This is a genomic window from Albidovulum sp., from assembly GCF_041919395.1.
GTDB lineage: Bacteria > Pseudomonadota > Alphaproteobacteria > Rhodobacterales > Rhodobacteraceae > Albidovulum.
This window is the reverse complement of record NZ_JAYRTX010000001.1, coordinates 14,514-38,729: the sequence shown is the minus strand read 5'-3', so window position 1 is coordinate 38,729 and position 24,216 is coordinate 14,514. Positions and strand designations below refer to the sequence as shown.

Here is a 24,216-nt window from a genome sequence, read left to right as displayed (position 1 = left end):
GAAACCGTTTGCACGGAGGACGAAGAGATGACCGAGATCGCCGGTTCGCGCCACCGCATCAACCTCGCGCCGCTGTCGCGCGCGTTCCCCCGGGCCATGTCCGCGCTGCTCGATGCCGACCGCCGCCATCGCGAGGCCACGCGCCTTCGGAGCCTGCCCGCGGAGCGTCTGGAGGACATCGGGCTGTCACGCCAGGCCGACCGGGGCGCCCCGCCGGCACCGTTCCTCGCGCCCGCCTGGTAAGACTGCCGGCGGCGCGAAGGGGAATGGCCCTGCGTCGGCGGGTTCTTCCTGCCGACCTGGTGTCAGCGCCGCCTGTCGCGGCGCGACGACATTGGCTGGAAGGCGACGCCGACATGAGCCTCGCAATAAGGCTTTCCCGGCTGCGCGGCGAGACCGCAGAACCAGAAGTCCTCGGTCGCGGGATCGCCGATCGGCCATTTGCAGGTCCGCTCGGTCAGTTCCATGAGCGTGAGCCTGCGCGCCCTCTTCTCGATCTCGCGCACCGAGGCGAGCGCCTCGGGGCTGATCTCGCCGGCCGAGGGTTGTGGCGGCAGCGGCTGGCCCGCCGGCACGACGGGCTTGCGCTGACCTGGCTGTCCCTGTGCTGGCGCCGGGTCGGGACGGACTGCGGCGGGGGCAGCCGTCGACTGGGCCGGCTTCGCCGTGGGCTGGGCGGGCTTGGCGGCGACGGCGGGTTTCGCGTCCAACTTCGGCGCCTGATCGGCGCGGTCCTTCGCCGGCTCCGGTGCGCCGCCCACCCGGTTAGACAAGCCAAGCCGGTGGACCTTGCCGATGACCGCATTGCGGGTGACACCGCCGAGTTCCTTGGCGATCTGGCTCGCCGACTGGCCCTCGGCCCACATCTTCTTCAGCGTCTCGACGCGCTCGTCGGTCCAGGACATGATCGTTCCTCGGCTTGTCAGGAGCCGCGCGGAGGGCGCCAAGGGCGGGCGCCGGCGGTCCGGCATTCGGGTTCGCCCCATTCTAGCGGGGACGTGCCGAGATACAAGGGAAGGCGGGCCGAGGCAAGCGCGACGGAGGGTTTCGATGTGGACAGAAGCGCGATTTCCCGCTATGCGGCCCGCATGACGATCCGGACGCTCATCCTTGCCCGTCCCCGACGCAGCCGCAGCCGCGCCTGACGTCCGTCACCTCTTGGCCCTGCGCCAACCCCCATACATCGTTGACACGGCTTGCCTGCTTTGGCACCCCTTGGCCTTCCCCTACGGAGTTTGTCCATGATCCCGTCGATCCTGCCGACCTACAACCGCGCGCCCCTCGCCTTCGTGAAGGGCGAGGGTTCCTGGCTCGTCGCGGAGGACGGCACCCGATACCTCGACCTCGGCGCCGGCATCGCGGTCAACGCGCTCGGCCATGCCCATCCCGACCTCGTGGCGGCGCTCACCGAACAGGCGGGGCGGGTCTGGCATGTCTCGAACGTCTACCAGATACCGGAACAACAGCGCCTCGCCGACCTGCTGGTGGAGAAGACCTTTGCCGACACGGTCTTCTTCACCAACTCCGGCACCGAGACGGCCGAACTGGCGATCAAGATGGCGCGCAAGTACTGGTACGAGAAAGGCGCCCCCGAGCGGATCGAGATCCTGACCTTCGAGGGCGCCTTCCACGGCCGTTCCACCGGTGCCATCGCCGCCGCCGGGTCGGAGAAGATGGTGAAGGGATACGGGCCGCTCATGCCCGGATTCCGTCTGCTGCCCTGGGGCGACATGGCCGCCCTGAAGGCCGCGATCTCCGAGAGGACGGCCGCCGTCATGGTCGAACCGATCCAGGGTGAGGGCGGCATCCGGCCCATCCCCGACGAGGACCTGAAGGCGATCCGCGCCCTCTGCGACGCGACCGGAGCGCTCCTGATCCTCGACGAGGTCCAGTGCGGCGTGGGCCGAACGGGAAGGCTCTTCGCGCACGAATGGGCGGGGATCACCCCGGACATCATGATGGTCGCCAAGGGGATCGGCGGGGGCTTCCCGCTGGGTGCGGTGCTCGCGACCGAAAAGGCTGCCGCCGGCATGACCGCCGGCACCCACGGCTCCACCTATGGCGGCAATCCGCTTGCCTGCGCGGTGGGCGCCAGGGTGATCGAGATCGTCTCCGACCCGGCCTTTCTCGCGGAGGTCGGCCGCAAGGCGGGGCTTTTGCGCCAGAAGCTCGAAGGGCTTGTCGCCGCTCATCCGGAGGTCTTCGATTTCGTCCGCGGCCAGGGGCTGATGCTCGGCCTGAAATGCAAGGTCGCGCCTGCGGACCTGGTCGCCGCCGGCTACGGCCAGCATGTCCTCACGGTCGCGGCCGCCGATAACACGCTGCGGCTCCTGCCGCCGCTCACGATCACCGACGAGGAGATCGCCGAGGCCGTCCGCCGCCTCGACGCCGCCGCCACGAGCCTCGAAACCGCGCCCGCCGCTTCACCCGTCTGAAAACACCCTCGGGCGTCCCCGGGGCATGTAGCCCCCGGCGACGGTGCGGGGAAAGGACCGACCGATGCAAAGCTTTCTCGACATCCACAAGACCGAAGCCACAGAGCTTCGCGCCATCATCGACCAGGCGCGCGCCATGAAGGCCGCCCGCAACGGCCGCCCGAAGGGCGAGGCGGACGACGAACAGCCGCTGAAGGGGCGCATGGTCGCGCTGATCTTCGAGAAGCCCTCGACCCGCACGCGTATCTCCTTCGACGTGGGCGTGCGGCAGATGGGCGGGCAGACGATGGTGCTTTCCGGTGCCGACATGCAACTCGGCCATGGCGAGACCATCGCGGACACCGCCCGCGTCCTGTCGCGCTACGTCGACCTCATCATGATCCGCACCTTCGAGGAGCAGACGCTGCTGGAGATGGCCGAATATGCCGATGTCCCGGTCATCAACGGCCTGACGAACCGCACCCATCCCTGCCAGATCATGGCCGACGTGATGACCTACGAGGAACATCGCGGGCCGATCGCGGGGAGGAAGGTCGTCTGGTCCGGCGACGGCAACAACGTCTTCGCCTCCTTCGCCCATGCGGCCGGCCAGCTCGGTTTCGACCTGACCTTCACGGGGCCCGAGACGCTCGACCCCGAGCACGCCTGGCTTGATTTCGCGGCCGTAAAGGGCCATCCGATCACCATCGAGCGCAATCCGGAACTTGCCGTCCGGGGCGCCGACCTCGTCGTCACCGACACCTGGGTCTCGATGCACGATCCGCAGTCAGCGCGCGAGCGGCGGCACAACCAGCTTCGGCCCTACCAGGTGAACGAGCACCTGATGAGCCTCGCCCGGCCCGATGCGCTTTTCATGCATTGCCTGCCGGCGCACCGCGACGACGAGGCAACGAGCGCGGTGATGGACGGCCCGCATTCGGTGATCTGGGACGAGGCGGAAAACCGGCTGCATGCCCAGAAGGCGATCATGCGCTGGTGCCTGGGCGTCTGACGGCCCGGCAGGGCGCCTGTCGCGCGGGCATTTCGGCAACGCGGGAAGCAATGGCTGCGCCCGGCGCTTGGCGTTCCCGCGAACACTGACTAGTCTCGTGCCACGCGGGCAGCACGACCGGGCAGCGATGCGCAGGGGGCAGGAAATGGCGGCGAAGGCAGCGAAGGGGGCGGTCAACCTCACCGACCTCGCTGACCGCTACGGGTCGGACAAGGGTTCGACCAAGCACCGCTATACCGAACTCTACCACATGCTCTTCTCGCCGTTCCGCGACCGGGCCATCAGCTTCCTTGAAATGGGGCTCCAGATCGGCGGTCCCGAGCACGGGGCCTCGCCCGACCGGCAGACGACCGACCTGCCATCGGTGCGCATGTGGCTCGAATTCTTCCCCAAGGCGCGCATCCACGGGCTCGACGTGTCGGACTTCTCTTGGTTCGCCGCAGACCGCTTCACCTTTCACAGATGCGACATGGACGACCGGTCGAACATCGCCCGCGCCGCCGCCGACATGCCGGAGTTCGACATCGTGATCGACGACGCGAGCCACGCCTCGCACCACCAGCAGAACGCCTTTCTGGAGCTTTTCCCGAAGCTGAAGCCGGGTGGGCTCTACGTCATCGAGGACCTGCGCTGGCAACCCGAAGCCTATGAACGGCCGGGAATCACAAAGACTGCCGATCTCTTTCGCGCCTTCTCCCAAACGCGCGCGTTCCGCCACGCCGATCCCGCGGCGGAGGCGGAGTTCACCGCGCTGGCACCCGCCATCTCGGGCTGTTTCCTCTTCCAGGTCCGCTACGACAAGGCCCGCCGCGACCAGGTGGCCGTGATCCACAGGCGGTGAGACTCAGGTCCCGCGCGGCTTTGCGCGCAAGGTCGGCGCGTGGGCGGTCGGATCCTCGGGCCAGGGGTGCCGGGGATATTGCCCGCGCATATCCTTCCTCACATCGGCGTAGCTCGTCGCCCAGAACCCCGGCAGGTCGAGCGTCACCTGCACGGGGCGGTTTGCCGGCGAGAGGAGCGTGATCCGCAAGGGCAGCCGCCGCGGTCCGACCACGGGATGCAGGGTGACGCCGAACAGTTCCTGAAGGCGCAGGGAAATCGAGGGGTGGTCGCCTTCGTAGTCGATCGGCACCTGCCGGCCGAGGGGCGTCGTGAACTGGGCCGGTGCGAGCCGGTCGAGCATCTCGCCCTGTTCCCAGGTCAGCATCCGGCGCAAGGGGTCCGCGAGGTCGAGCGCCCGCAGGTCGGCCTCGCTCCGCCGTCCGGAAAGATGGGGGAGGAGCCAGTCCCCGGCCGTTGCGAGCAGGCCCTCGTCCGAGACGTCGGGCATCTCGGCGCCCTCGGCGCGCAACAGCGCGATCCGGGCGCGGAGCCGCCGCGCGGGCTCGTTCCAGGTCAGGCCGATCTGGCGGAGCCCGTCGAGTGCTGCCCGGGCGAGCGCCTCGGCCGGGGCGTCGGGCCAGGGCCGGTCGTCGAGCACGAGCGCCCCGAAACGTTCCTGCCGCCGGGCTATCACGCGGGCCTCGCGGCGCGACCATTCGGCCACCTCCTGCCAGCCGATCCCGGCTCCGAAGAGCCGGCGGAGCGATGCCTCGGGCAGCGCGATCCCCTGGCGCACCTTCGCCTCGCGGGGGGCGCCGTCAAGGTCGGTGGCGACGATGAGTCCTGCGCGACCGAGGGGGTCGCCCTCGGCCACAACCGCCCCCTTGCCGCCCGAAAGCACGTAACGCGGCGCCGCGCCCTTGCGGCGAAGCCCGATGCGGTCGGGATAGGCGAGTGCCGCCATCTCGGCTGGGCCGAAGGTCTCCGCCACCGGCCCGACCATCCGCGCGAGCCGCTTTGCCTCGGCGCGGGTATGTTCCACCGTGGCGCGGTCCGGGCGCTCCGGGTGACCGGCCTCGAACCCCTTCGGATCGCGGATCGCGGCGAGCCGCAGGGCAAGGTCGGCGGTCGCCCCCCGCAAGGGGTCGCGTTCGGCCAGAAGTGCTGCGAGCGTCGCGCCCTCCGGTCCCGCCGTCACCAGCATGTGGCCGAGGCGCGGGTGCAGCGGCAGCCCGGCGAGCGCGCGGCCATGCGCGGTGATCCGGTCCTTCGCATCGAGCGCGCCGAGGCCCTTGAGGAGAGCCCGCGCCTCGGCGAGCGCGGGGGCGGGGGGCGGCGTGAGGAAGGCGAGGTCCGCCCCGTCCGACCCCCAGAGCGCAAGCTCGAGCGCGAGCCCGGCAAGGTCGGAGGCCGCGATCTCGGGCGGGGGAAAGGGGACAAGCCCGCCTTCCTCGCCCTTCGCCCACATCCGGTAGCAGATGCCCGCCGCCACCCGTCCCGCGCGGCCGCGCCGCTGTTCCGCCTCGGCCCGCGTCACCCGTTCGGTGACAAGGCGTGCCATGCCCGAGCAGGGATCGAACCGCGCCCGCCGGGCGCGCCCGGCGTCGACCACGACGCGGATGTCCTCGATCGTCAGCGAGGTTTCGGCGATCGAGGTTGCAAGCACGATCTTGCGCCCGTCCCTCGCGGGCAGGATGGCCGCGCGCTGCGCGGCGAAATCCATCGCGCCGAAAAGCGGCCTGAGATGGCAGCCTTCGGGCAGTCGCCCGGACAGGAGCGCCTCCACCCGCCGGATCTCGCCCTCGCCGGGCAGGAAGACGAGAACGCCGCCCTCCGTCTCCGCCACCGCCTGATGCACAAGGTTCGCGGCCGCGCCCTCGAGCCGCATGGAGGCATCGACGGGACGTGGCAGCCAGCGGGTCTCGACCGGATAGGCACGGCCCTCGGAGGTGATCACGGGGGCATCGTCCAGCATCCGCGCCACCGGGTCGGCGTCGAGCGTCGCCGACATCACGAGGATCAGAAGATCGGGGCGCAGCGCCTGGCGCACTTCCCAGGCCAGCGCGAGGCCGAGGTCGGCGTTGAGCGACCGCTCGTGAAACTCGTCGAAGATCACCGCCCCGATTCCGGTCAGTTCCGGGTCGGACTGCAACATCCGCGTGAGAATGCCCTCGGTCACGACCTCGATCCGGGTCCCGCCTGAGACCTTCGCCTCGCCGCGAATCCGGTATCCGACGGTCCGGCCCACGGGCTCGCCCAGCGTCTCGGCCATGCGTTCGGCGGCGGCGCGCGCGGCAAGGCGGCGTGGCTCCAGCACGACGATGCGGCCTGCGGTTAGACCGGCGTCTAAGAGCGCGAGCGGCACCCGCGTGGTCTTGCCCGCTCCGGGCGGCGCCTGGAGTACCGCACGGCCCGCGTCGCGAAGCGCGGGCAGAAGCGCGGGCAGCGCCGCGTCTATGGGAAGCCGGTCGGTCACCTGCGGCTTATCGCCGAGTGAGCCGGCCTTTTCCATAGATCGTGTCCATCGCCACCTCTACCACGCGGAGCCGACCGTCGGGCAGGGGCGCATAGGTCATGCGGAAGGGAAACCGGCTCTTTTCCGCCATCTCCTTGTCGGAAAAGCCTTCGAGCCGCCGGTATTCGCCGGCGCAGGCAAGGCCGCCCCCCCCGGTCGGCTGCGGATCGGCCAGCACCACCTGGCTGCGCCTGCGGCCGTCGAAAAGGACGAGCTTCAGCCGGCAGGCTTCCTCCGGCGCCACGTCGCGAAGTGCCGCGAAGGCTGCCGTCAACGGATCGACCGTGCCGCCCTGCGTCGCGGGGTCGATATCGCTGGGGCGGGGCGTTTTCGGCGGGTTGTAGACCTTCACCTGCGGCACCCCGGCCTTGTATTCCATGACCGACTGCGACTGGCGCTTGCCTGTATCGGCGTCCTCCTCATAGCGCACGGGCGTGAAACGGCCGTTCGTGACGCGACCCGACACGCGCGCGTCGTAGCGCACCTTCCGGACGAGCGCGACGAGCCCGCCGCTTTTCAGAACGCCCGCGGCGGCATAGCTCCGGCCCTCGATCGCGCCGGAGACGGAGAGCGTTCCGGTCGGGATGCCGCGCAGCGTCAGGTCGAAGACGGCGCTGTCCTTCTGGTCAGCCGGCGCCGCGCCGGCGAAAAGGCATAGTGCCGCCGCCGCGGCGCAACGGGAAAGGATCGTCATGGCACCCACTGCTCTTTTTCGCGCCTATGCTCTGGACATCGGCCCCGGGGAACAGGCAGAAAAAACGCCGGAAGGTCAACCGACATCCGGGAAAAGTCAGCGAAAGGCCGCCGGTTGCGTAACATGGACATGAGCGAATTCGCCGCCCGCGTGGCCGCTGGCGACCGCCGGGCGCTGGCCCGCGCGATAACGCTCGTGGAAAGCGGCCGGGCGGATCACCGGACGCAGGCGACGGCGCTCCTGGAGGCGTTGGGCACGGCGCGGCAGGCGCTCAGGATCGGGCTTTCCGGAACGCCTGGCGTTGGCAAGTCGAGCTTCATCGAAGCTTTCGGCAAGATGCTGACGGGGCAGGGCCACAGGGTTGCGGTTCTCGCTGTCGATCCCTCCTCCGCCCGCTCGGGCGGGTCGATCCTCGGCGACAAGACACGGATGGAGCGGCTGAGCCGCGACCCCCTGGCCTTCATCCGTCCCTCGCCCAGCCAGGCGCAGATGGGCGGCGTCGCGCGACACACCCGCGAGGCGGTGGCCCTTTGCGAGGCGGCTGGCTTCGATGTGGTGCTCGTCGAGACGGTGGGCGTCGGCCAGTCGGAGACCATGGTGGCCGAACTGACCGATCTCTTCGTCCTTCTCATCGCGCCGGCGGGCGGTGACGAGTTGCAGGGGGTGAAGCGTGGCATCATGGAGATGGCCGACCTCATCCTCGTCAACAAGGCCGACGGTGACCTGAAGGCTGCGGCCACGCGCACCCGCGCCGATTATGCGGGGGCGCTGCGGCTCCTGCGGAAGCGGCCGCAGGACCCGGATGGGTTTCCGAAGGCGATGTGCGTCTCCGCCGCCGAGGAAGCCGGACTTGCCGAAGCCTGGGAGGAGATGCAGGCGCTGATCGCCTGGCGGCGCGAAAGCGGGCATTTCGCCGCGCGTCGTGCCGAGCAGGCCCGCCGCTGGTTCGAGGAGGAGGTGCGCCACGGCCTTCTCGCCCGGCTGACTTCCGACCCGGCGCTACGGGCGCGGATGGAGACGCTGGGCGACGCGGTGGCGGCAGGCGGCGCCGCGCCCGGCAAGGCCGCTGCCGAGCTTCTTGGCGAGGTCGCCCGCCGCCCGGACAAGCCGTAATCAGTCATCGAAAAGCCCTATATCCCGTTTGAGGTATTCGGGCAGGTGCGCGAGATCGATCCGCGCCCGGCGCTTGATTGCCCGCGGGTCGTCGGGCGCGGGGGCGGGGTGGCGGCGAAAGATGCCGTGAAGAAGGATTTCAGTGACCCTGAAGGGTGCGGAAAGGCTGGTCATGACAGGCTCCGGGAATGGCGGGAACTGAGTGTCACCCTGCCCGAATCCGGGCTTTGACACCAATCGAAGTCGCGGTACAAGGCATAAGGAGATTCTATGCCAGACCCGTCAAACCCACCCCTGCCGCCGCTTGCCGCGATCCGCGCCTTCGAGGCCGCGGCGCGTCATGGCAGCTTCACCGCCGCCGGTGCCGAACTCGGCATGACCCAGGCGGCGGTCAGTTACCAGATCCGGCTCCTGGAGGAGCGGGTGGGCGCGCCGCTCTTCCGTCGCCGGGCGCGGGGCGTCGTGCTGACCGCCGAGGGGCAGCGCCTGGCCGAACCGGCGGGCGAGGCGATGGCGATCCTGCGCGAGGCATTCGCCGAGGTGCGGCGCGACGCCGGCGAGACGCTGGTGATCAGCGTGCTCGCCACCTTCGCCACCCATGTCCTGGCGGTCGGGCTAGGCCGGTTCCAGATCGCCCATCCCGCCATCACCACGCGGGTCGAGATTGACCACCGCATGGTCGACCTCCTCGCCGGCGAGGCGACCGTGGCAATCCGGTCGGGGCAGGGCGTCTGGCCGGGGCTCAGGGCCGATCACCTGATGCGGGCGACCTATACGCCGATGGTCAGCCGGGCCTTCCTTGAGCGCCACGGGCCGCTGCGACGTCCCGAAGACCTCCTGACTGTGCCCCGGCTCGATGCCGACGATCCGGACTGGGCTCTCTGGTTTCGCGCGGCCGGGGTGGAGCCGCCGCCCGCAGCGGCGCGGCCTGCCTCCTCTCTCGGTATCCAGGCGCTGGACGCCCAGGCAGTCATGGCGGGCCACGGTGCCGGCATCCTGACGCCGGTCTATTTCCGCGACGCGCTGCGGCGGGGCGACCTGATCCAGCCTTTCGACATCGTGGCGGAGGGCACGCTGTCGATCTGGCTCGCCTATCCCGAGCGGCGCCGCAACGGGCCCGCGATCCGCGCCTTTCGGGCCTGGCTCCTGGAGGAGATGCGGGCGCTAGGCGCGCGGCCCGAGGAAGGACCGGCGACGCGGCCGGTTGAGGGCGTCAGATTTTCATCTTCTTGAAGACCGGCTCGGGAATGTGACGGATGATGAGCATGATGTAGCGCCAGAAGAAGGGCGTGTAGATCACGTTCCGCCCCTTCCGCACCGCCTTAAGGATGTCAGCCGCGACCGCCTCAGGCGGCGCGACGAGGAAGAGGCCGGGAAGCCCCCAGGTCATCGCGGTATCGACAAAGCCGGGTTTCACCGTCACCACATGCCCGCCCGCGCGGGTGAGCCGGTTCCTGAGCCCCGAGAGATAGGTCGCAAATCCCGCCTTGGCTGCGCCATAGACGTAGTTGCCGAGCCGTCCGCGGTCGCCCGCGACCGATCCGACCCCGACAACGGTGCCCTGGCCGCGCGCCTCAAGCACCGGGGCAAGCACCTGCAGGAAGCGGGCCGGCCCGGTGAAGCTGTCCGCCACGACCCCGTCGATCAGCGCCGGATCGGTGTCGATCGCAGCCTGTTCGGGCATGGAGCCGACGAAGACGGCGGCGTTGATCGTGCCTTCCTCAGCCTCGGCCCTCTCGACGATGGGGCCGAAGGTTCGCGCATCGCGGGCGTCGAAGGTGACGGCCTCCGCCATCCGCGCGCCGCGCAGCCGGCAGTCGGCGGCAAGGGCGGCGAGTTCCTCGGCATCGCGCCCGGCAAGGAGGACGCCCGCACCCTCAGCCGCCACGGCCCGGGCGAAGGCGCGGGCCATCGACGAGGTCGCACCGAGGATGATCCAGGTCGAGTTCATCGGGTGCTCCTGAGGTTGAGGCGACGGACGAGGTCGGTGGCGAGTGCGGTGCCCGGATCGGCCTTCGCCACCGCCTCCTGCCAGTCCGGAAGTTCGGGATACATCGACCGGATCGCCGTTCCCTGCGCGAGGCTGTCCTTGGCGAAGTAGAGCCGCCCGCCCGCATCTGCGGCCCGATCCTCCAGCCGTCGGATCAATTCGCGCGCCTCGGCCCGGTTGGGAAAATCGACGGCGAGCGTGTAGCCCTCCATCGGAAAGCTGAGAAAACCCGCGCGCCCCTGTCCCATGCGCTTCAGGACGGCGAGCGGCGAGGCCAGGCCCGATGTCGCGATGGTGTCGAGCATGTCCCTCAGCGCCGGCGCGGCCTCCAGCGGCACGACGCACTGGAACTGGTGAAAGCCGCGCTTGCCGTAAAGCCGGTTCCAGTCGTGAATCTTGTCGAGCGGGAAGAAGAAGTCGCCGATGGGCCTCACCACGGTCCGCCCGGAGGCCGGCACCCGGCGGTAATAGGCGTTGTTGAAAGCACGCACGATGGGGCCGGCCAGCGCGAAATGCGGCGCGTCGATCGGCACCCGGCGGTTCCGGACCCGCTTTGGCATCAGCCCCGAGCCGGTCTCGCCCTCCTCCAGTATGCCGCGCCCGAGCACGGCGCCGGTGGCGGTCGCGTCGATCCAGCCTACGGTATAGGTCGCCTCCGAGGCGTCGAGCCGGGCGATGTGCTCATCCCAGTCCTCGACCCGCCGCTCGGTCACGACCATCACGTCGCCCTTGGCCGGCAGAAGCTTGAGTCGCGCCTTCGCGATCACCCCGGTCTGGCCGAGCCCGCCCGCGGTGGCGCGGAAGAGGCCGGGCGTACCCTCGGGCGTGACCTCCACGGACCCCTCGGCGGTGATCAGCGTCAATCCGGCGACATGCTGGCAGAACGAGCCCGCGTGGTGGTGGTTCTTGCCATGCACGTCCTGGCCGATGCAGCCGCCCACGGTGGCCAAGCCGGTGCCCGGCATCACCGCCGGCAGCCAACCCTTCGGCCCGAAGGCGGCCGCGATCTCGCCGACGCGGGCGCCGGCCTCGACCTCCAGCACGCCGGTCGCCGGATCGAACGCGAGCATCCGGTCGAGCCGGGTCATGTCGATGACGCGGCCGCCGTCGTTCAGGGCCGCGTCGCCGTAGCTGCGCCGCATCCCCACGGCGGGGGCAAGCCCGTCCTTCAGGATATCGTCGAGCGCACGGCGGCGTTCGGGGCGGGCGATCTCGCCCGTGGCGCGCAGGGCGCGGCCCCAGCCGGCATAGTCAGCGGTCTTCCAGAGCATGTCTCTCTCTCAGGGAAAGGCGTTCGGCGAGGGGAAACACGGCCATGCCGATCCCGAGCGCGAACCAGAGCGTGGTGACGCGGATGATGGCGGTCGCGGGCACGGAGACCTCCATCGGCACGCCGTCGAGCGCGAGAAGCGCGATCATCGCCGCCTCCGCCCCGCCGACGCCGCCCGGCGCGCCGGTCAGGCCGCCGGCGAGCGTCGAGAAGACGAAGATCGCGATCGCCTTCGCGACCCCGATGTCCGTGCCCATCCAGCCGAGGAGGAGGTGGAAGGCATATCCTTCCGCCAGCCATCCGGCGATGCCGAGGGCGAGCGCGGGTGCCATCGTCTCGGCCCCGGCGAAGCGGTCGAGCGAACGCGCCGCCGCGCGGAGCTTGCCGAAAAGGCGCGGCATCCTGCCCACCGCGCGGTGGGCCTGCGTCACCACGAAGGCGAGGAGCCTCGGGTGCGTCGCCACGAAGGCGGTGCCAAGGGCTAGGATCGCCACGGGAACCGCGCCCCGGACCCCGGTCGTGGCCAGCGCCACGGACAGGCCGAGGATGATCGCCATGGCCGCAAGGTCCGCCGCACGGTCCATGAGCGCGAGCGGCGCCGTGCGCTCGAACGCCCAGCCGGTCTCGCGTCTGAGCCAGCGCATCCGCACGAGTTCCCCCAGCCGGCCCGGCGTCACCACCATGGCGAAGCCGCCGAGGAAATGGCGCAGGTCCTGCACCAGCCGTGTGGAGAGCCCGAGGCGGCGGGCGAAGAGGTGCCAGCGCAGGCCACGGAGAAGGTAGTTGACGAGCGAGAGCGCGAGGAGGGCGGCACCCTGCGCGAGCGTCAGTCGGGCGATCTGCGCCCGCGTCTCCTCCCATCCCGTCGCGGCGAGAAGCCCGGCCACCCCGGCGGCGAAGAGCGCGACCAACCCGGCCATGAGCAGGAAGTCGCGCGCACGGCGGCCGCGCGGCGCTTGGGGCTTGGGGGAGAGGGGCAGATCGGTGGTCATCATTGCCCCGCTGGCTAGCAACGCATTGGGGCAGGATTATGGATTTGTTTCGCAAAAAAAGACAATTGCGCCCGCCTGAAACGCCCCCGCTCCCCGCCATGCGTCAATCGCCGGGCACCTCGGTCCCGGCCCAGGACCGAGGGATGCGACATCGGACGCCGGCCCGTTCAGGGTGCAGCAGCCAGACAAATGCTGGCCCGTGCGCCGGTCTTTGCCGTGGTGTCGGCGCTGGCCAAAGGGCGGGACAACCATTCTGCGGTATTGTTTGGTGGAGCCAAGGGGGGTCGAACCCCTGACCTCTTGAATGCCATTCAAGCGCTCTCCCAACTGAGCTATGGCCCCACCGGAGGTCCGGACGACGGCTGTGCCGGCCGCCCGCGTGACGGGCGATATAGGCAAGGCGTACGGGGGGTGCAAGCGAAAAGTGGGGCGCGCGGCCAAGTTCGCGGGGGCCGCGACGGAACGGAAAAGGGCGCGGCCCGGCCGCGCCCTTCGCATCCACGGAGGGTGCTGCGTGGTGCCGGATCAGCCCTCGTCCTCGCCGCCGGCGACGTCGGCGATCTCGTCAAGCGAGACCTCGTCGTCCTCGTCATCCTCAAGGAGGTCGTCGTCGAGTTCGTCGTCGCCGGCATCGGCGTCGAGATCGTCCTCGGCCAGATCGTCCATTTCGACATCCTCGTCCTTGGCCGAGGTCTTGTCGCTGACCATGACACGGCCGCGGCCCGCGAAGAGGCTTTCGGCGGTGAAGCTGTGGCCGCACTCGGGGCAGGTCATCGGGTCGCGCTGAAGGTCATAGAACCGGCTGGTACAATGCGGGCAGAGGCGCTTGACGCCCCATTCGTCCTTGGGCATGGAACACTCCTTGCGTGCTCGTCTGTGCGAGAGTCGACGCCCTCTGCCACAACGGGGCAGGGCTGTCAAAGGCTTTCGGCCGCATTCCGCGCGCGGGAGGTCGAGGGCCTTTTCCGGCGCGCGGGGGCGGGGCTAGACTGCTGACAAAGGGGGGGCGAGATGAGCCGACACATGCTGCCGGGCGAGCCGCCTGTCGAGATCACGTTGCGCCGCTCCGCCCGCGCGCGGCGCTTCTCGCTCAGGGTCTCGCGGCTGGACGGACGGGTGACACTCTCGATGCCCGCGCGCGCGCGGGAGGCGGAGGCGCTCCGCTTCGCCGCCGATAAGGCGGGCTGGCTCCGCGCTGTCCTCCGCGATGCCGCCCCGCGCGAGGGACTCGCCTTCGGCGCAACGGTGCCGTTCGAGGGCCGCGCGCTCGGCGTGACGGCCGCCTCTGTCCGCGCGGTCCGCGTCGAGGGCACGGCGCTGCTTGCCCCGCCTGATCCCGCGCGGCTCGGGGCCCGGGTGGCGGCATTCCTGAAATTCGCGGCGCGGCAGCGCCTCCACGCGGCCTGCGAGGCGCATGCCGGGGCGATCGGGTGCCGGTTCAGCCGCATCACGCTCCGCGATACCCGCTCGCGCTGGGGGTCCTGCACCGCGGACGGCGGGCTGATGTTTTCCTGGCGGCTGATCATGGCGCCACCCGAGGTGCTCGACTATGTCGCGGCGCACGAGGTCGCCCATCTGGTCGAGATGAACCACTCACCGGCCTTCTGGGCGGTGGTCCGGGGCCTGATGCCGGGCTACGAGCCGCACCGGCGCTGGCTGAAGCGGAACGGTGGGGCATTGCACCGGCTGGACTTCGGCACCGGTGCGGCCGATGATTGACCGCGTTCCGCCACCTTCCGGTCCACCGATGCCAAATCCGCCCCGTCCTGCCGAACCGGGCGCCGGCATCGCCGCGCACGACCGGCTTTACCGGTCGCTGCGTCAGCAGATCATGCATGGCGAGCTTGCGCCGGGGCAGGCGCTGACCCTGCGCGGCCTGGCAAAGGCCTACGGCGTCTCGATGACCCCCGCGCGGGAGGCGCTGCGCAGACTCGCGGCAGAAGGCGCGCTGACGCTCTCGGCCTCGGGCCGTGTCACCACGCCCGATCTTTCGCACGAGCGGATCGAGGAACTGGCGACGCTTCGGGCATTGATCGAGACAGAGCTCGCGACCCGGGCGCTGCCGCGCGCCCACATGGCGCTGATCGAGCGGTTGCAGGTGATCAACATGGCCAACGCGGAGGCCGCGGTGAAGCGCGATGCCGTGGCCTACATTCGCACCAACCTCGAGTTCCATCGCACACTCTACCTGCGCGCCCAGGCGCCGGCGATGCTGGCCGTGGCGGAGACGGTCTGGCTCCAGCTTGGCCCGACGATGCGCGCGGTCTATTCGCGCCTGCATCGCAGCGACCCGCCGCAGACGCACCGTATGATTCTTGCTGCGTTGAAGGCCGGGGACGAACCGGCGCTCCGGCTCGCGGTGCGGACGGATGTCACGCAAGGGCTGCGGCATCTTCTGACGTAGATTTCTGCGCTGCCGCGACGGAGACGCCGCGCTGCCGCGTTCAAGCATCGAGGGGCGCGGCTGGCGCCCCGGCGCCAGGAGTTTTCGATGCCATCGCTTCCAAACCGCTACGCCACCCCGCTCATCACGGGGCTCTTTCTCGTATCGCTCGTCTCTGGGCTCGCGCTTTTCTTCCACGTCGGGCCGGCGGCCTTCCACGGGATGCACGAATGGCTCAGCATGGTCCTCATCGTGCCGTTCGCGCTGCACCTCTGGAAGAACTGGCGGCCAATGACCGCCTATCTGAGACGCTTGCCCATGGCTCTGTCGCTGGCCCTGTCGGTTGCTGCGGCGGCGGTATTCTTCGTGCCCGCCGGCGACGCGCGGACCGGCCCGCCGCAATTCCAGCTCGCCCAGGCGCTCTACGCCGCCACGCCGGAACTCGCCGCGCCGGTCTTCGGAATGACCGGGGCAGAGCTTGTCGAGGGCCTGAGGGGCGCAGGTCTCAGCGGCGCCGAAATCGGCAGGACGCTGCGCGAGATCGCCGCGGCCTCGGGCAAGAGCGACGCTGAGCTCGCCGTGGCGATCATCGGCCTGTCGTCCTGAACGAAGACGCCCCTCCATGGCGGGGCGTCTTCCATCAGAAGCGGTCCTTCATGCGTGAATGGGGCCGTCCCCGCAGGCCAGTGCCGCTTCCCGCACCGCCTCCGAGAAGGTGGGGTGGGCGTGACAGGTGAGCGCCAGATCCTGCGCGGCCGCCCCGAACTCCATCGCCACGCAGACCTCGTGGATGAGGTCGCCCGCCGCCGGCCCGATGATGTGACAGCCGAGCACGCGGTCGGTCTCCTTGTCGGCGAGGATCTTCACGAAGCCCTCGCCCTGGAACACCGCCTTGGCGCGCCCGTTGCCCATGAAGGAGAACTTGCCGACCTTGTAGGCGCGGCCTTCCTCCTTCAGTTGCTCCTCTGTCTTGCCGACGCTTGCCACCTCGGGCGTGGTGTATATCACCCCGGGGATGACGCCATAGTTGACGTGCCCGGCCTTGCCCGCGACGACTTCGGCGACCGCCATGCCCTCGTCCTCGGCCTTGTGGGCGAGCATCGGCCCCGCGATCGCGTCGCCGATGGCGTAGATGCCCTTGACGCTTGTCTGCCAGTGGGCGTCGGTCTTGACCTGGCCGCGCTTTTCCATCTCGACGCCCAAGGCCTCAAGCCCGAGTCCGGCGGTATAGGGCCTGCGTCCGGTCGCGACGAGCACCACCTCGGCCTCGAGCGTCGCCTCGCTGTCGTCCTTGCGGAGCCTGTAGGTCACCGCGTTCTTGCCCTTCGCGGTTTTCACACCCTGGACGGCAGCGCCCATGACGAACTTGAATCCTTGACGTCCAAGGATTCTCTGGAAGGTCTTTGCCACCTCACCATCCATGCCCGGAGTGATCGCGTCGAGGTATTCGACAACCGTCACCTCGGTGCCGAGGCGGGCATAGACCGACCCCATCTCGAGCCCGATGACGCCGGCGCCGATGACCACCATCGACTTCGGCACCTTGGGCAGCGCGAGCGCGCCGGTGGAGGTCACGACGGTCTCCTCGTCGATCTCGACCCCGGGGAGAGAGGAGGGTTCCGACCCGGTGGCGATGACGATGGCCTTCGCGGTGTGGATCTCGTCGCCCACCTTCACCTGGCCCGCAGCGGGGATCTGTCCCCAGCCCTTCAGCCAGGTCACCTTGTTCTTCTTGAAGAGAAATTCGATGCCCTTGGTGTTCTGGGCGATGACGTCGTCCTTGTAGCCGAGCATCTTCGCCCAGTCGACCTTCGGCACCGACGCCACGAGGCCCATCTTCTCGAAATTGTGTGCGGCCTCGTGGAGCATGTGGCTGGCGTGAAGCAGCGCCTTCGACGGGATGCAACCGACATTGAGGCAGGTCCCGCCGAGCGTCTCGCGACCCTCGACACAGGCGGTCTTCAGCCCCAACTGCGCGCAGCGGATGGCGCATACATAGCCGCCCGGGCCGGCGCCAATCACGATCACATCAAACTCAGCCATGTCCTGCTCCTTCGGATTCCGGTGTCCGGCCCGCGTCCCGCGGGCGTCGGTCTTGCGTCTGGCATCCGTCCCGACACCCGTCGGGACGGAGTCTGGTTCCGGTGGCCCCGCGGGGCCTCATGCCGTCCTCAGAAAGCGGGCCGCGACGGGCGCGTGGAGCGCGCCTTCGGTCCGAACCCACTCCTCTGCCCGCGCCCGGTCGTGGACCTCGAAGAGGACCACGGCGCGGGCACCGTCATCGGCATCGCGCCACATCTGGAGCATGGTCAGCCCGGCCTGGCCGCGCGCCTCGGCACGGTCGTCGAAGCCGGATTTCCAGGCGTCGAAACCGCCGGTGTCGATCTCGCAGATGAGTTGCATGGGGGCTCCTTTTCCGGGTTGATGGTGGGACAACGCCCGCCATCCGGTCAGAGATCCATCAGCAGCCGTCTCGGGTCCTCCAGCGCCTCCTTCACCCGCACCAGGAACGTCACCGCCCCTTTCCCATCCACGATGCGGTGGTCGTAGCTGAGGGCGAGATACATCATCGGGCGGATGACGATCTGGCCGCCGACGACGACCGGGCGGTCCTGGATCTTGTGCATGCCGAGGATGCCCGATTGCGGCGGGTTCAGGATCGGCGAGGACATGAGCGAGCCGTAGACGCCGCCGTTCGAGATGGTGAAGCTGCCGCCCTGCATCTCCGCCATGCTCAGTTTCCCGTCACGGGCGCGGAGGCCGAGTTCGGCGATCTTCTTCTCGATCGCGGCGAAGCCCATCTGGTCGGCATCGCGCACCACCGGCACGACGAGGCCCGAGGGCGTGCCGACCGCGACGCCCATATGGACGAAGTTCTTGTAGACGACATCGCCGCCGTCGATCTCGGCGTTGACCTCGGGCACTTCCTTCAGCGCGTGGCAGCAGGCCTTCACGAAGAAGGACATGAAGCCGAGCTTGACGCCATGCTTCTTCTCGAAGGCATCCTTGTATTCGTTGCGAAGGTCCATGATGCCCTTCATGTCCACCTCGTTATAGGTGGTCAGCATCGCGGCGGTGTTCTGCGCGTCCTTGAGGCGGCGGGCGATGGTGGCGCGCAGGCGCGTCATCTTCACCCGTTCCTCGCGCGCGGCATCCTCGGCCGGGACCGGGGCGCGAGGGGCGGCGGCAGGCGCGGGCGCGGCCGAAACGACCGGGGCGGCCGGCGCGGCGGCGGCCTTCGCCACGTCTTCCTTCATGATCCTTCCGTCGCGGCCGGTGCCGATGACCTGATCGGCGGTGAGACCCGCCTCGGCCATGGCCTTCTTCGCCGATGGGGCGTCCTCGACGTCGGCCCGCGGCTTCGGCGTTTCCGGACCCGCGCCGGGCGAGCCGACGGCGGCCAAGGCTGCGGCCTTGGGTTCTGCCGCCTTCAGGGCCACGCCGGCCGCGCCTTCGGTCACCACGGCAAGCCGGGCCTTGGCATCCACGGTCGCGCCCTCGGGCGCGACGATCTCGGCCAGCACGCCCGCGACCGGCGAGGGCACCTCGACCGAGACCTTGTCGGTCTCGAGTTCGCAGAGCATCTCGTCCACGGCGACGGCGTCGCCCACCTTCTTGAACCAGGTGGAGACGGTCGCCTCGGTCACGCTTTCGCCGAGCGCGGGAACCATCACATCGGTATTCTTTCCAGACATCTTGCCCTCTTCGGCTATCGGCGCGGCAACGGCGCTTTTCTTCGGGGTCATTTCTTCCGGGCCGGTGTGGCCCTCTTCGGCGATCTGGGCGAGAAGCGCGTTCACGCCCACGGTCTCGCCTTCCCGCGCGACGATCTCGACAAGGCGGCCGGCAGCGGGGGCGGGCACCTCCACTGTCACCTTGTCGGTCTCGAGTTCGCAGAGCATCTCGTCGGCCGCGACCATCTCGCCCACGTTCTTGAACCAGGTGGCGATGGTGGCCTCCGTCACGCTCTCGCCGAGCGTGGGGACGCGGACTTCGGTGGCCATCAGCCCGATGCTCCCACGGTCAGCGCCTCGTTCACCAGTGCCTCCTGCTCGGCCTTGTGGCGCGAGGCGAGGCCGGTCGCCGGCGATGCCGAGGCGCTGCGACCGACGTAGCGGGCGCGGCCGTGCTTCGCGCCGATGCGCCCGAGCACCCATTCGAGGTTCGGCTCCACGAACGACCAGCCGCCCTGGTTCTTCGGTTCTTCCTGGCACCACACGATCTCGGCCCCCTTGAAGCGTTCAAGTTCCTTCACCAGCGACTGCGCCGGGAAGGGGTAGAACTGTTCGAGCCTGAGCAGGTAGACGTCCGAAAGCCCGCGCGCATCGCGTTCGGCCAGAAGATCGTAGTAGACCTTGCCCGACGAGATCACCACGCGGCGGATCTTCTTGTCGGCGGCAAGCTTCGTCGCCGAATGGCCCTTTTCCGCATCGTCCCAGAGGACGCGGTGGAAGGTCGAGCCGGTGGTGAAATCCTCCGCGTCGGAGACGCACATCGGATGCCGGAGGAGCGACTTCGGCGTCATCAGGATCAGGGGCTTGCGGAACGACCGGTGCACCTGCCGGCGCAGGATGTGGAAGTAGTTCGCGGGCGTCGAGCAGTTTGCGACGATCCAGTTGTCCTGCGCGCATTGCTGCAGGAAGCGTTCGAGCCGCGCCGAGGAGTGTTCCGGCCCCTGGCCTTCGAACCCGTGCGGCAGGAGGCAGACGAGGCCCGACATCCGGAGCCACTTCGATTCGCCCGATGAGACGAACTGGTCGAACATGATCTGCGCGCCGTTCGCGAAATCGCCGAACTGCGCCTCCCAGATGGTGAGCGCGTTCGGTTCGGAGAGCGAATAGCCGTATTCGAAGCCGAGCACGGCATATTCCGAGAGCATCGAGTCGATGACCTCGTAACGCGCTTGGCCCGGCTTGATGTGGTTGAGCGGATAGTGCCGTTCCTCGGTCGCCTGATCGACGAAGGCGGAATGGCGCTGCGAGAAGGTGCCCCGGGTGCAGTCCTGGCCGGAGAGGCGCACGGGATAGCCCTCGGTCAAGAGACTGCCGAAGGCCAGCGCCTCGGCCGTGGCCCAGTCGAAGCCGCGCCCCGACTTGAACATCTGCGCCTTTGCCTCGAGCTGGCGCGCGACGGTCTTGTGGATGTCGAAGCCCTCCGGCACTCGGGTCAGGGCGGCGCCGATCTCCGTCATCGCCTTCTTGGTGATCGCGGTCTTGCCGGGCGAATATTCCTCCCCCTCGCGGTCAAGGTGCGCCCAGCGGCCGTCGAGCCAGTCGGCCTTGTTCGGCTTGTAGGTCTTGCCGACCTCGAACTCCTCGTTGAGATGGGCCTGGAAGGCGGCCTTCATGTCCTCGATCTCGCCCTCCGGGATGAGGCCATCCTTCACCAGACGCTCGGTATAAAGTTGCAGCGTGGTCTTGTGGGTCTTGATCGTCTTGTACATCGCCGGGTTGGTGAACATCGGCTCGTCGCCTTCGTTGTGACCGAAGCGGCGGTAGCAGAAGATGTCGATGACCACATCCTTGCCGAACATCTGGCGGAACTCGGTGGCAACCTTGGCGGCGTGGACGACGGCCTCGGGGTCGTCGCCGTTGACGTGGAAGATCGGCGCCTCGACCATCAGGGCAATGTCGGTCGGGTAGGGCGATGTGCGGCTGAAGTGGGGCGCGGTGGTGAAGCCGATCTGGTTGTTCACGACGATATGCATGGTGCCGCCGGTACGGTGGCCCTTGATGCCCGAAAGCTGGAAGCACTCGGCCACGATGCCCTGTCCGGCGAAGGCCGCGTCGCCGTGCAGAAGGACCGGCAGGACGGCGCGGCGTTCGGACTGATCACCGAGCTGGTCCTGCTTGGCGCGCACCTTGCCGAGGACGACCGGGTTCACCGCCTCGAGGTGGCTGGGGTTGGCGGTCAGCGACAGGTGGACGGTGTTGCCGTCGAAGGTCCGGTCGGAGGAGGCGCCGAGGTGGTATTTCACGTCGCCCGAGCCGTCCACGTCCTCGGGCTTGAAGCTGCCGCCCTGGAACTCGTTGAAGATGGCGCGGTAGGGCTTGGCGAGCACGTTGGCGAGGACCGAGAGCCGGCCGCGGTGCGGCATGCCGATGACGATTTCCTTCAGACCGAGATTGCCGCCGCGCTTGACGATCTGCTCCATCGCGGGGATCAGCGCCTCGCCGCCGTCGAGGCCGAAGCGCTTGGTGCCCATGTACTTGACGTGCAGGAACTTCTCGAAGCCTTCGGCCTCGACGAGCTTGTTCAGGATCGCCTTCCGGCCCTCGCGGGTGAAGCTGATCTCCTTGCCGTAGCCCTCGATCCGCTCCTTCAGCCACGCCGCCTGGGCGGGGTCGGAAATGTGCATGTACTGGAGCGCGAAGGTGCCGCAATAGGTGCGCTTCACGATGTCGATGATCTCGCGCATCGAGGCGTGGGTGAGGCCGAGCACGTTGTCGATGAAGATCGGCCGGTCCATGTCGGCATCGGCGAAGCCGTAGGACTTCGGGTCAAGCTCGGGATGCGGGTTTTCCTCGCGCATGCCGAGGGGGTCGAGGTCGGCGATGAGATGGCCGCGGATGCGGTAGGCGCGGATGATCATCAGCGCGCGGATGCTGTCGAGGACAGCACGCTTGATCTGGTCGTCGCTGACGGCAACGCCCTGTTCGGCGGCCTTCGCCTTGATTCTGTCGCCCGCGCCTTTCATTTCCCGAGCCGCCATCGGCCATTCGCCGGTGAGCGCGGCGGTCAGGTCGTCGGCAGGCTGCGGCGGCCAGTCGGGCCGGTCCCAGGACGCGCCCCTGGCCTCGCGCCGAACGTCGGTCTCGCTGTCGCCGAGGCTTCGGAAGAAAGCGGCCCAGCTTGCATCGACGGCGTCCGGGTTGGCGGCATAGCGGGCGTAGAGCTGTTCGACATATTCCGCATTGTGTCCCTGCAGGAAGGACGAGGCGTGGAACTGGTCGTTGGGTTTCTGTTCCGTCATGATCTCATTCGGCGGGCGCTCGGCCGGCCGCTCCTCACATGAAAGGGGTCGCGCGCTGGGCGCTCGGGGGGGGCGTCGGGTGGGGGCCGCGCATCATCCGCGTCTCCCGGTCAGGGTGCCGACGAGGGCTTTCAGGCCCTTCGGCTTTGGCGCGGCATGGGCGGACTTCGGCGCGGCGCCCTCGGCATAACCGAACCGGGCGAAATCCTCGCCGTAGAAGGCTGCGATGCGGCCGAGCGTTTCGGCAGAGGGTTTCAGCCGCTCGGCATCGGGCGCCATGCCCTTCTTGCGGACGTTCTCGGCCGGGATGGCGCGGGGTCCGCCGGTGTCGCCGGCAAGGCGGTCGAGATGCGGCACGATGGCGTCGAGCCCGTCCTCCAGCCGGAAGACCGTGGCGTCCTTCGGCACGATGGCCGATTGCGGGCAGAGGTGGTTGTCGTAGAGGAAGGGCTCCCCGGCCGCGCGTTTCAGCCAGTCGTCGAACCATTCGTCGATCGACCAGAGCGGGGCCACCGTGCCCTCCACCTCCACCTGGTACTGGAACGCGCTGACGAGCCGCCTCACGGGGTGGCGCACCACCGCGAAGGACGAGGCGATCCAGTCGGCGGGGACAAGCCGGGTGAAGGCGTCCCAGGGAAGGTGCTGCGGCGAGGAGCGCGTCCAGCGCCGCGCCTCGGGCAGGTCGAGGAAACGGGTGTTCAGGAACGCGAGTCCGCCGAAACGGGCCTTCAGATATGCCTCCACCGACGAGCCGCCGCATTTCGGCACATGGGCATAGTAGTGGAGCCTGTCACCGATCCGGAAAACCGGCATGTCCCGTCCTCCCGCCCGGCTCTCAGCCCTTGATCGCCTTCATCACCGCCTCGCCAAGATGGGCTGGGCTGTCGGCGACCACAATGCCGGCGCGCTTCATCGCTTCGATTTTCGATTCCGCGTCGCCCTTGCCGCCCGAGACGATGGCGCCGGCATGGCCCATGCGGCGGCCTTTCGGCGCGGTGCGCCCGGCGATGAAGCCGGCGGTCGGCTTCCAGCGGCCCTTCTTCCTCTGCGCGGCAAGGTATTCCGCCGCCTCTTCCTCGGCGCTGCCCCCGATCTCGCCGATCATGATGATCGAGGTCGTCTCGGGGTCGGCGAGGAACATCTCCAAGACGTCGATATGCTCGGTGCCCTTGATCGGGTCGCCGCCGATGCCCACGGCCGAGGACTGGCCGAGGCCGAGGTCCGAGGTCTGCTTCACCGCCTCGTAGGTGAGGGTGCCGGAACGGCTGACCACCCCGCAGGAGCCGCGCTTGTGGATATGGCCGGGCATGATGCCGATCTTGCATGCGCCCGGGGTGATGACGCCGGGGCAGTTCGGGCCGATCAGCCGCGACTTCGAGCCTTCGAGCGCACGCTTCACCTTCATCATGTCGAGGACCGGGATGCCTTCGGTGATGCAGACAATGAGCGGCATTTCGGCGTCGATGGCTTCGAGGATGCTGTCGGCGGCGAAGGGCGGCGGGACGTAGATCGCGGTCGCGTCGGCGCCGGTCTTCGCCATCGCCTCGTGGACCGAGTTGAAGACGGGGAGGTTAAGGTGCTCGCTCCCGCCCTTGCCCGGCGTCACGCCGCCGACCATCTTGGTGCCGTAGGCGATCGCCTGTTCGGAGTGGAAGGTGCCTTGCGAGCCGGTGAAGCCCTGGCAGATGACCTTGGTGTTCTTGTCGACGAGTACGGACATTGCTTAGGCCTTCTCGATAAGCAGAGAATTCTGCGACGTTTTCGTAATACGAATAGCCATGCCTTCGCGTGCCCCAACTCGGGAGAAGAAATCCTTGGTGTGCGGATTTCGATTGGCGAACAGCATTTTATCCGAATAGAACCACTGTTGGCTCACGCTTCCCGGTTTGAACGTGACGGTGATCGTCCTTGCTGCCGGGGCGCTGGCGTTAGTCCCTCCGACGAAGGCCGGATCAATCGTGAAGGGGCATCCTTTGAACGAGATGTTTCCATTCTTGATTGCGCCGCTGGTGAGGACTTTCTCCCACTGTTCGGTCAT

General features: G+C 68.8%; 24 protein-coding genes and 1 tRNA gene. 9 read left to right on the top strand and 16 right to left on the bottom strand.

Going from position 1 to position 24,216, the window contains the following annotated elements:
* The first annotated feature begins 27 nt into the window (after positions 1-27).
* Positions 28-243: a hypothetical protein gene (locus ACMUOO_RS00200; protein ID WP_301919290.1), complete on the top strand. Its 216-nt coding sequence runs from the start codon at positions 28-30 to the stop codon at positions 241-243.
* Between the two features lie 62 nt (positions 244-305).
* Here the strand turns inward: ACMUOO_RS00200 and ACMUOO_RS00195 are convergent, their stop codons facing one another.
* Positions 306-905, bottom strand: coding sequence for a GcrA family cell cycle regulator (locus ACMUOO_RS00195; protein WP_301919289.1), 600 nt, complete (start codon positions 903-905; stop codon positions 306-308).
* 336 nt (positions 906-1,241) lie between these two features.
* Between ACMUOO_RS00195 and ACMUOO_RS00190 the strand changes: the two genes are divergently transcribed.
* The 3 genes from ACMUOO_RS00190 (at position 1,242) to ACMUOO_RS00180 (ending at position 4,267) form a co-directional block, all read left to right on the top strand.
* Positions 1,242-2,435 carry an aspartate aminotransferase family protein gene (locus tag ACMUOO_RS00190; protein ID WP_301919288.1) on the top strand — a complete coding sequence of 398 codons (1,194 nt, stop codon included), beginning with the start codon at positions 1,242-1,244 and terminating at the stop codon, positions 2,433-2,435.
* A gap of 64 nt (positions 2,436-2,499) precedes the next feature.
* Complete coding sequence (argF, locus tag ACMUOO_RS00185; protein WP_413854642.1) at positions 2,500-3,426, top strand: ornithine carbamoyltransferase; 927 nt, start codon at positions 2,500-2,502, stop codon at positions 3,424-3,426.
* 145 nt (positions 3,427-3,571) lie between these two features.
* Positions 3,572-4,267, top strand: coding sequence for a hypothetical protein (locus ACMUOO_RS00180; protein WP_301919286.1), 696 nt, complete (start codon positions 3,572-3,574; stop codon positions 4,265-4,267).
* A gap of 3 nt (positions 4,268-4,270) precedes the next feature.
* On the opposite strand, the gene hrpB is transcribed toward ACMUOO_RS00180, so the two are convergent.
* Positions 4,271-6,724, bottom strand: coding sequence for an ATP-dependent helicase HrpB (hrpB, locus tag ACMUOO_RS00175; protein ID WP_301919285.1), 2,454 nt, complete (start codon positions 6,722-6,724; stop codon positions 4,271-4,273).
* Between the two features lie 7 nt (positions 6,725-6,731).
* Positions 6,732-7,457, bottom strand: coding sequence for a DUF3108 domain-containing protein (locus tag ACMUOO_RS00170; protein WP_301919284.1), 726 nt, complete (start codon positions 7,455-7,457; stop codon positions 6,732-6,734).
* A gap of 123 nt (positions 7,458-7,580) precedes the next feature.
* Here ACMUOO_RS00170 and meaB point away from each other — a divergent pair, with 123 nt between their 5' ends.
* A complete protein-coding gene (gene meaB, locus ACMUOO_RS00165; protein ID WP_301919283.1) occupies positions 7,581-8,570 on the top strand; it encodes a methylmalonyl Co-A mutase-associated GTPase MeaB in 990 nt (329 codons plus the stop codon).
* On the opposite strand, the gene ACMUOO_RS00160 is transcribed toward meaB, so the two are convergent.
* A complete protein-coding gene (locus tag ACMUOO_RS00160) occupies positions 8,571-8,744 on the bottom strand; it encodes a hypothetical protein (protein ID WP_301919282.1) in 174 nt (57 codons plus the stop codon).
* 96 nt (positions 8,745-8,840) lie between these two features.
* On the opposite strand from ACMUOO_RS00160, the gene ACMUOO_RS00155 reads away from it, so the two are divergent.
* A complete protein-coding gene (locus ACMUOO_RS00155) occupies positions 8,841-9,803 on the top strand; it encodes a LysR substrate-binding domain-containing protein (protein ID WP_301919281.1) in 963 nt (320 codons plus the stop codon).
* Here ACMUOO_RS00155 and ACMUOO_RS00150 read toward each other — a convergent pair.
* The 5 genes from ACMUOO_RS00150 to ACMUOO_RS00130 form a co-directional block, all read right to left on the bottom strand.
* The gene (locus tag ACMUOO_RS00150) at positions 9,784-10,521 is read right to left on the bottom strand and encodes an SDR family oxidoreductase (RefSeq protein WP_301919280.1); all 738 of its coding nucleotides are present in this window, start codon (positions 10,519-10,521) and stop codon (positions 9,784-9,786) included. The genes ACMUOO_RS00155 and ACMUOO_RS00150 overlap by 20 nt on opposite strands.
* Positions 10,518-11,831 carry an FAD-binding oxidoreductase gene (locus tag ACMUOO_RS00145; protein ID WP_413854638.1) on the bottom strand — a complete coding sequence of 438 codons (1,314 nt, stop codon included), beginning with the start codon at positions 11,829-11,831 and terminating at the stop codon, positions 10,518-10,520. Before ACMUOO_RS00145 ends, ACMUOO_RS00150 begins: the two co-directional genes overlap by 4 nt.
* A complete protein-coding gene (locus tag ACMUOO_RS00140; protein WP_301919278.1) occupies positions 11,812-12,822 on the bottom strand; it encodes a lysylphosphatidylglycerol synthase transmembrane domain-containing protein in 1,011 nt (336 codons plus the stop codon). The genes ACMUOO_RS00145 and ACMUOO_RS00140 overlap by 20 nt, the downstream gene beginning before the upstream one ends.
* A 266-nt stretch (positions 12,823-13,088) precedes the next feature.
* Positions 13,089-13,164: transfer RNA gene (locus tag ACMUOO_RS00135), tRNA-Ala, on the bottom strand.
* Between the two features lie 183 nt (positions 13,165-13,347).
* Positions 13,348-13,674 carry a TIGR02300 family protein gene (locus ACMUOO_RS00130; RefSeq protein ID WP_301919277.1) on the bottom strand — a complete coding sequence of 109 codons (327 nt, stop codon included), beginning with the start codon at positions 13,672-13,674 and terminating at the stop codon, positions 13,348-13,350.
* 159 nt (positions 13,675-13,833) lie between these two features.
* Here ACMUOO_RS00130 and ACMUOO_RS00125 point away from each other — a divergent pair, with 159 nt between their 5' ends.
* From ACMUOO_RS00125 to ACMUOO_RS00115, 3 genes are all read left to right on the top strand, one after another.
* Positions 13,834-14,541, top strand: a complete 708-nt coding sequence (locus ACMUOO_RS00125; RefSeq protein ID WP_301919276.1) for a M48 family metallopeptidase — start codon at positions 13,834-13,836, stop codon at positions 14,539-14,541.
* A 28-nt stretch (positions 14,542-14,569) separates the two neighbouring features.
* On the top strand, positions 14,570-15,226 hold the full coding sequence (locus ACMUOO_RS00120) for a GntR family transcriptional regulator (protein WP_301919275.1): 657 nt from the start codon (positions 14,570-14,572) through the stop codon (positions 15,224-15,226).
* A gap of 87 nt (positions 15,227-15,313) precedes the next feature.
* Positions 15,314-15,811 (top strand): DUF4405 domain-containing protein, encoded by a 498-nt coding sequence (locus ACMUOO_RS00115; RefSeq protein WP_301919274.1) that lies wholly within the window; start codon positions 15,314-15,316, stop codon positions 15,809-15,811.
* Between the two features lie 48 nt (positions 15,812-15,859).
* Here ACMUOO_RS00115 and lpdA read toward each other — a convergent pair whose 3' ends face one another.
* The 7 genes from lpdA to ACMUOO_RS00080 form a co-directional block, all read right to left on the bottom strand.
* Positions 15,860-17,248 (bottom strand): dihydrolipoyl dehydrogenase, encoded by a 1,389-nt coding sequence (gene lpdA, locus ACMUOO_RS00110; RefSeq protein ID WP_301919273.1) that lies wholly within the window; start codon positions 17,246-17,248, stop codon positions 15,860-15,862.
* 117 nt (positions 17,249-17,365) lie between these two features.
* Entirely contained in the window at positions 17,366-17,608 is a 243-nt protein-coding gene (locus ACMUOO_RS00105) for a hypothetical protein (protein ID WP_301919272.1), read from the bottom strand.
* Positions 17,609-17,655: 47 nt separating this feature from the next.
* A complete protein-coding gene (gene odhB, locus ACMUOO_RS00100) occupies positions 17,656-19,209 on the bottom strand; it encodes a 2-oxoglutarate dehydrogenase complex dihydrolipoyllysine-residue succinyltransferase (protein WP_301919271.1) in 1,554 nt (517 codons plus the stop codon).
* A complete protein-coding gene (locus ACMUOO_RS00095; protein WP_413854633.1) occupies positions 19,209-22,178 on the bottom strand; it encodes a 2-oxoglutarate dehydrogenase E1 component in 2,970 nt (989 codons plus the stop codon). Before ACMUOO_RS00095 ends, odhB begins: the two co-directional genes overlap by 1 nt.
* Before the next feature lie 93 nt (positions 22,179-22,271).
* Positions 22,272-22,991, bottom strand: a complete 720-nt coding sequence (locus ACMUOO_RS00090; RefSeq protein WP_301919269.1) for a sulfotransferase family 2 domain-containing protein — start codon at positions 22,989-22,991, stop codon at positions 22,272-22,274.
* Positions 22,992-23,013: 22 nt separating this feature from the next.
* Positions 23,014-23,898: a succinate--CoA ligase subunit alpha gene (sucD, locus tag ACMUOO_RS00085; protein ID WP_301919268.1), complete on the bottom strand. Its 885-nt coding sequence runs from the start codon at positions 23,896-23,898 to the stop codon at positions 23,014-23,016.
* A 3-nt stretch (positions 23,899-23,901) separates the two neighbouring features.
* Positions 23,902-24,216, bottom strand: a complete 315-nt coding sequence (locus tag ACMUOO_RS00080) for a hypothetical protein (protein ID WP_301919267.1) — start codon at positions 24,214-24,216, stop codon at positions 23,902-23,904.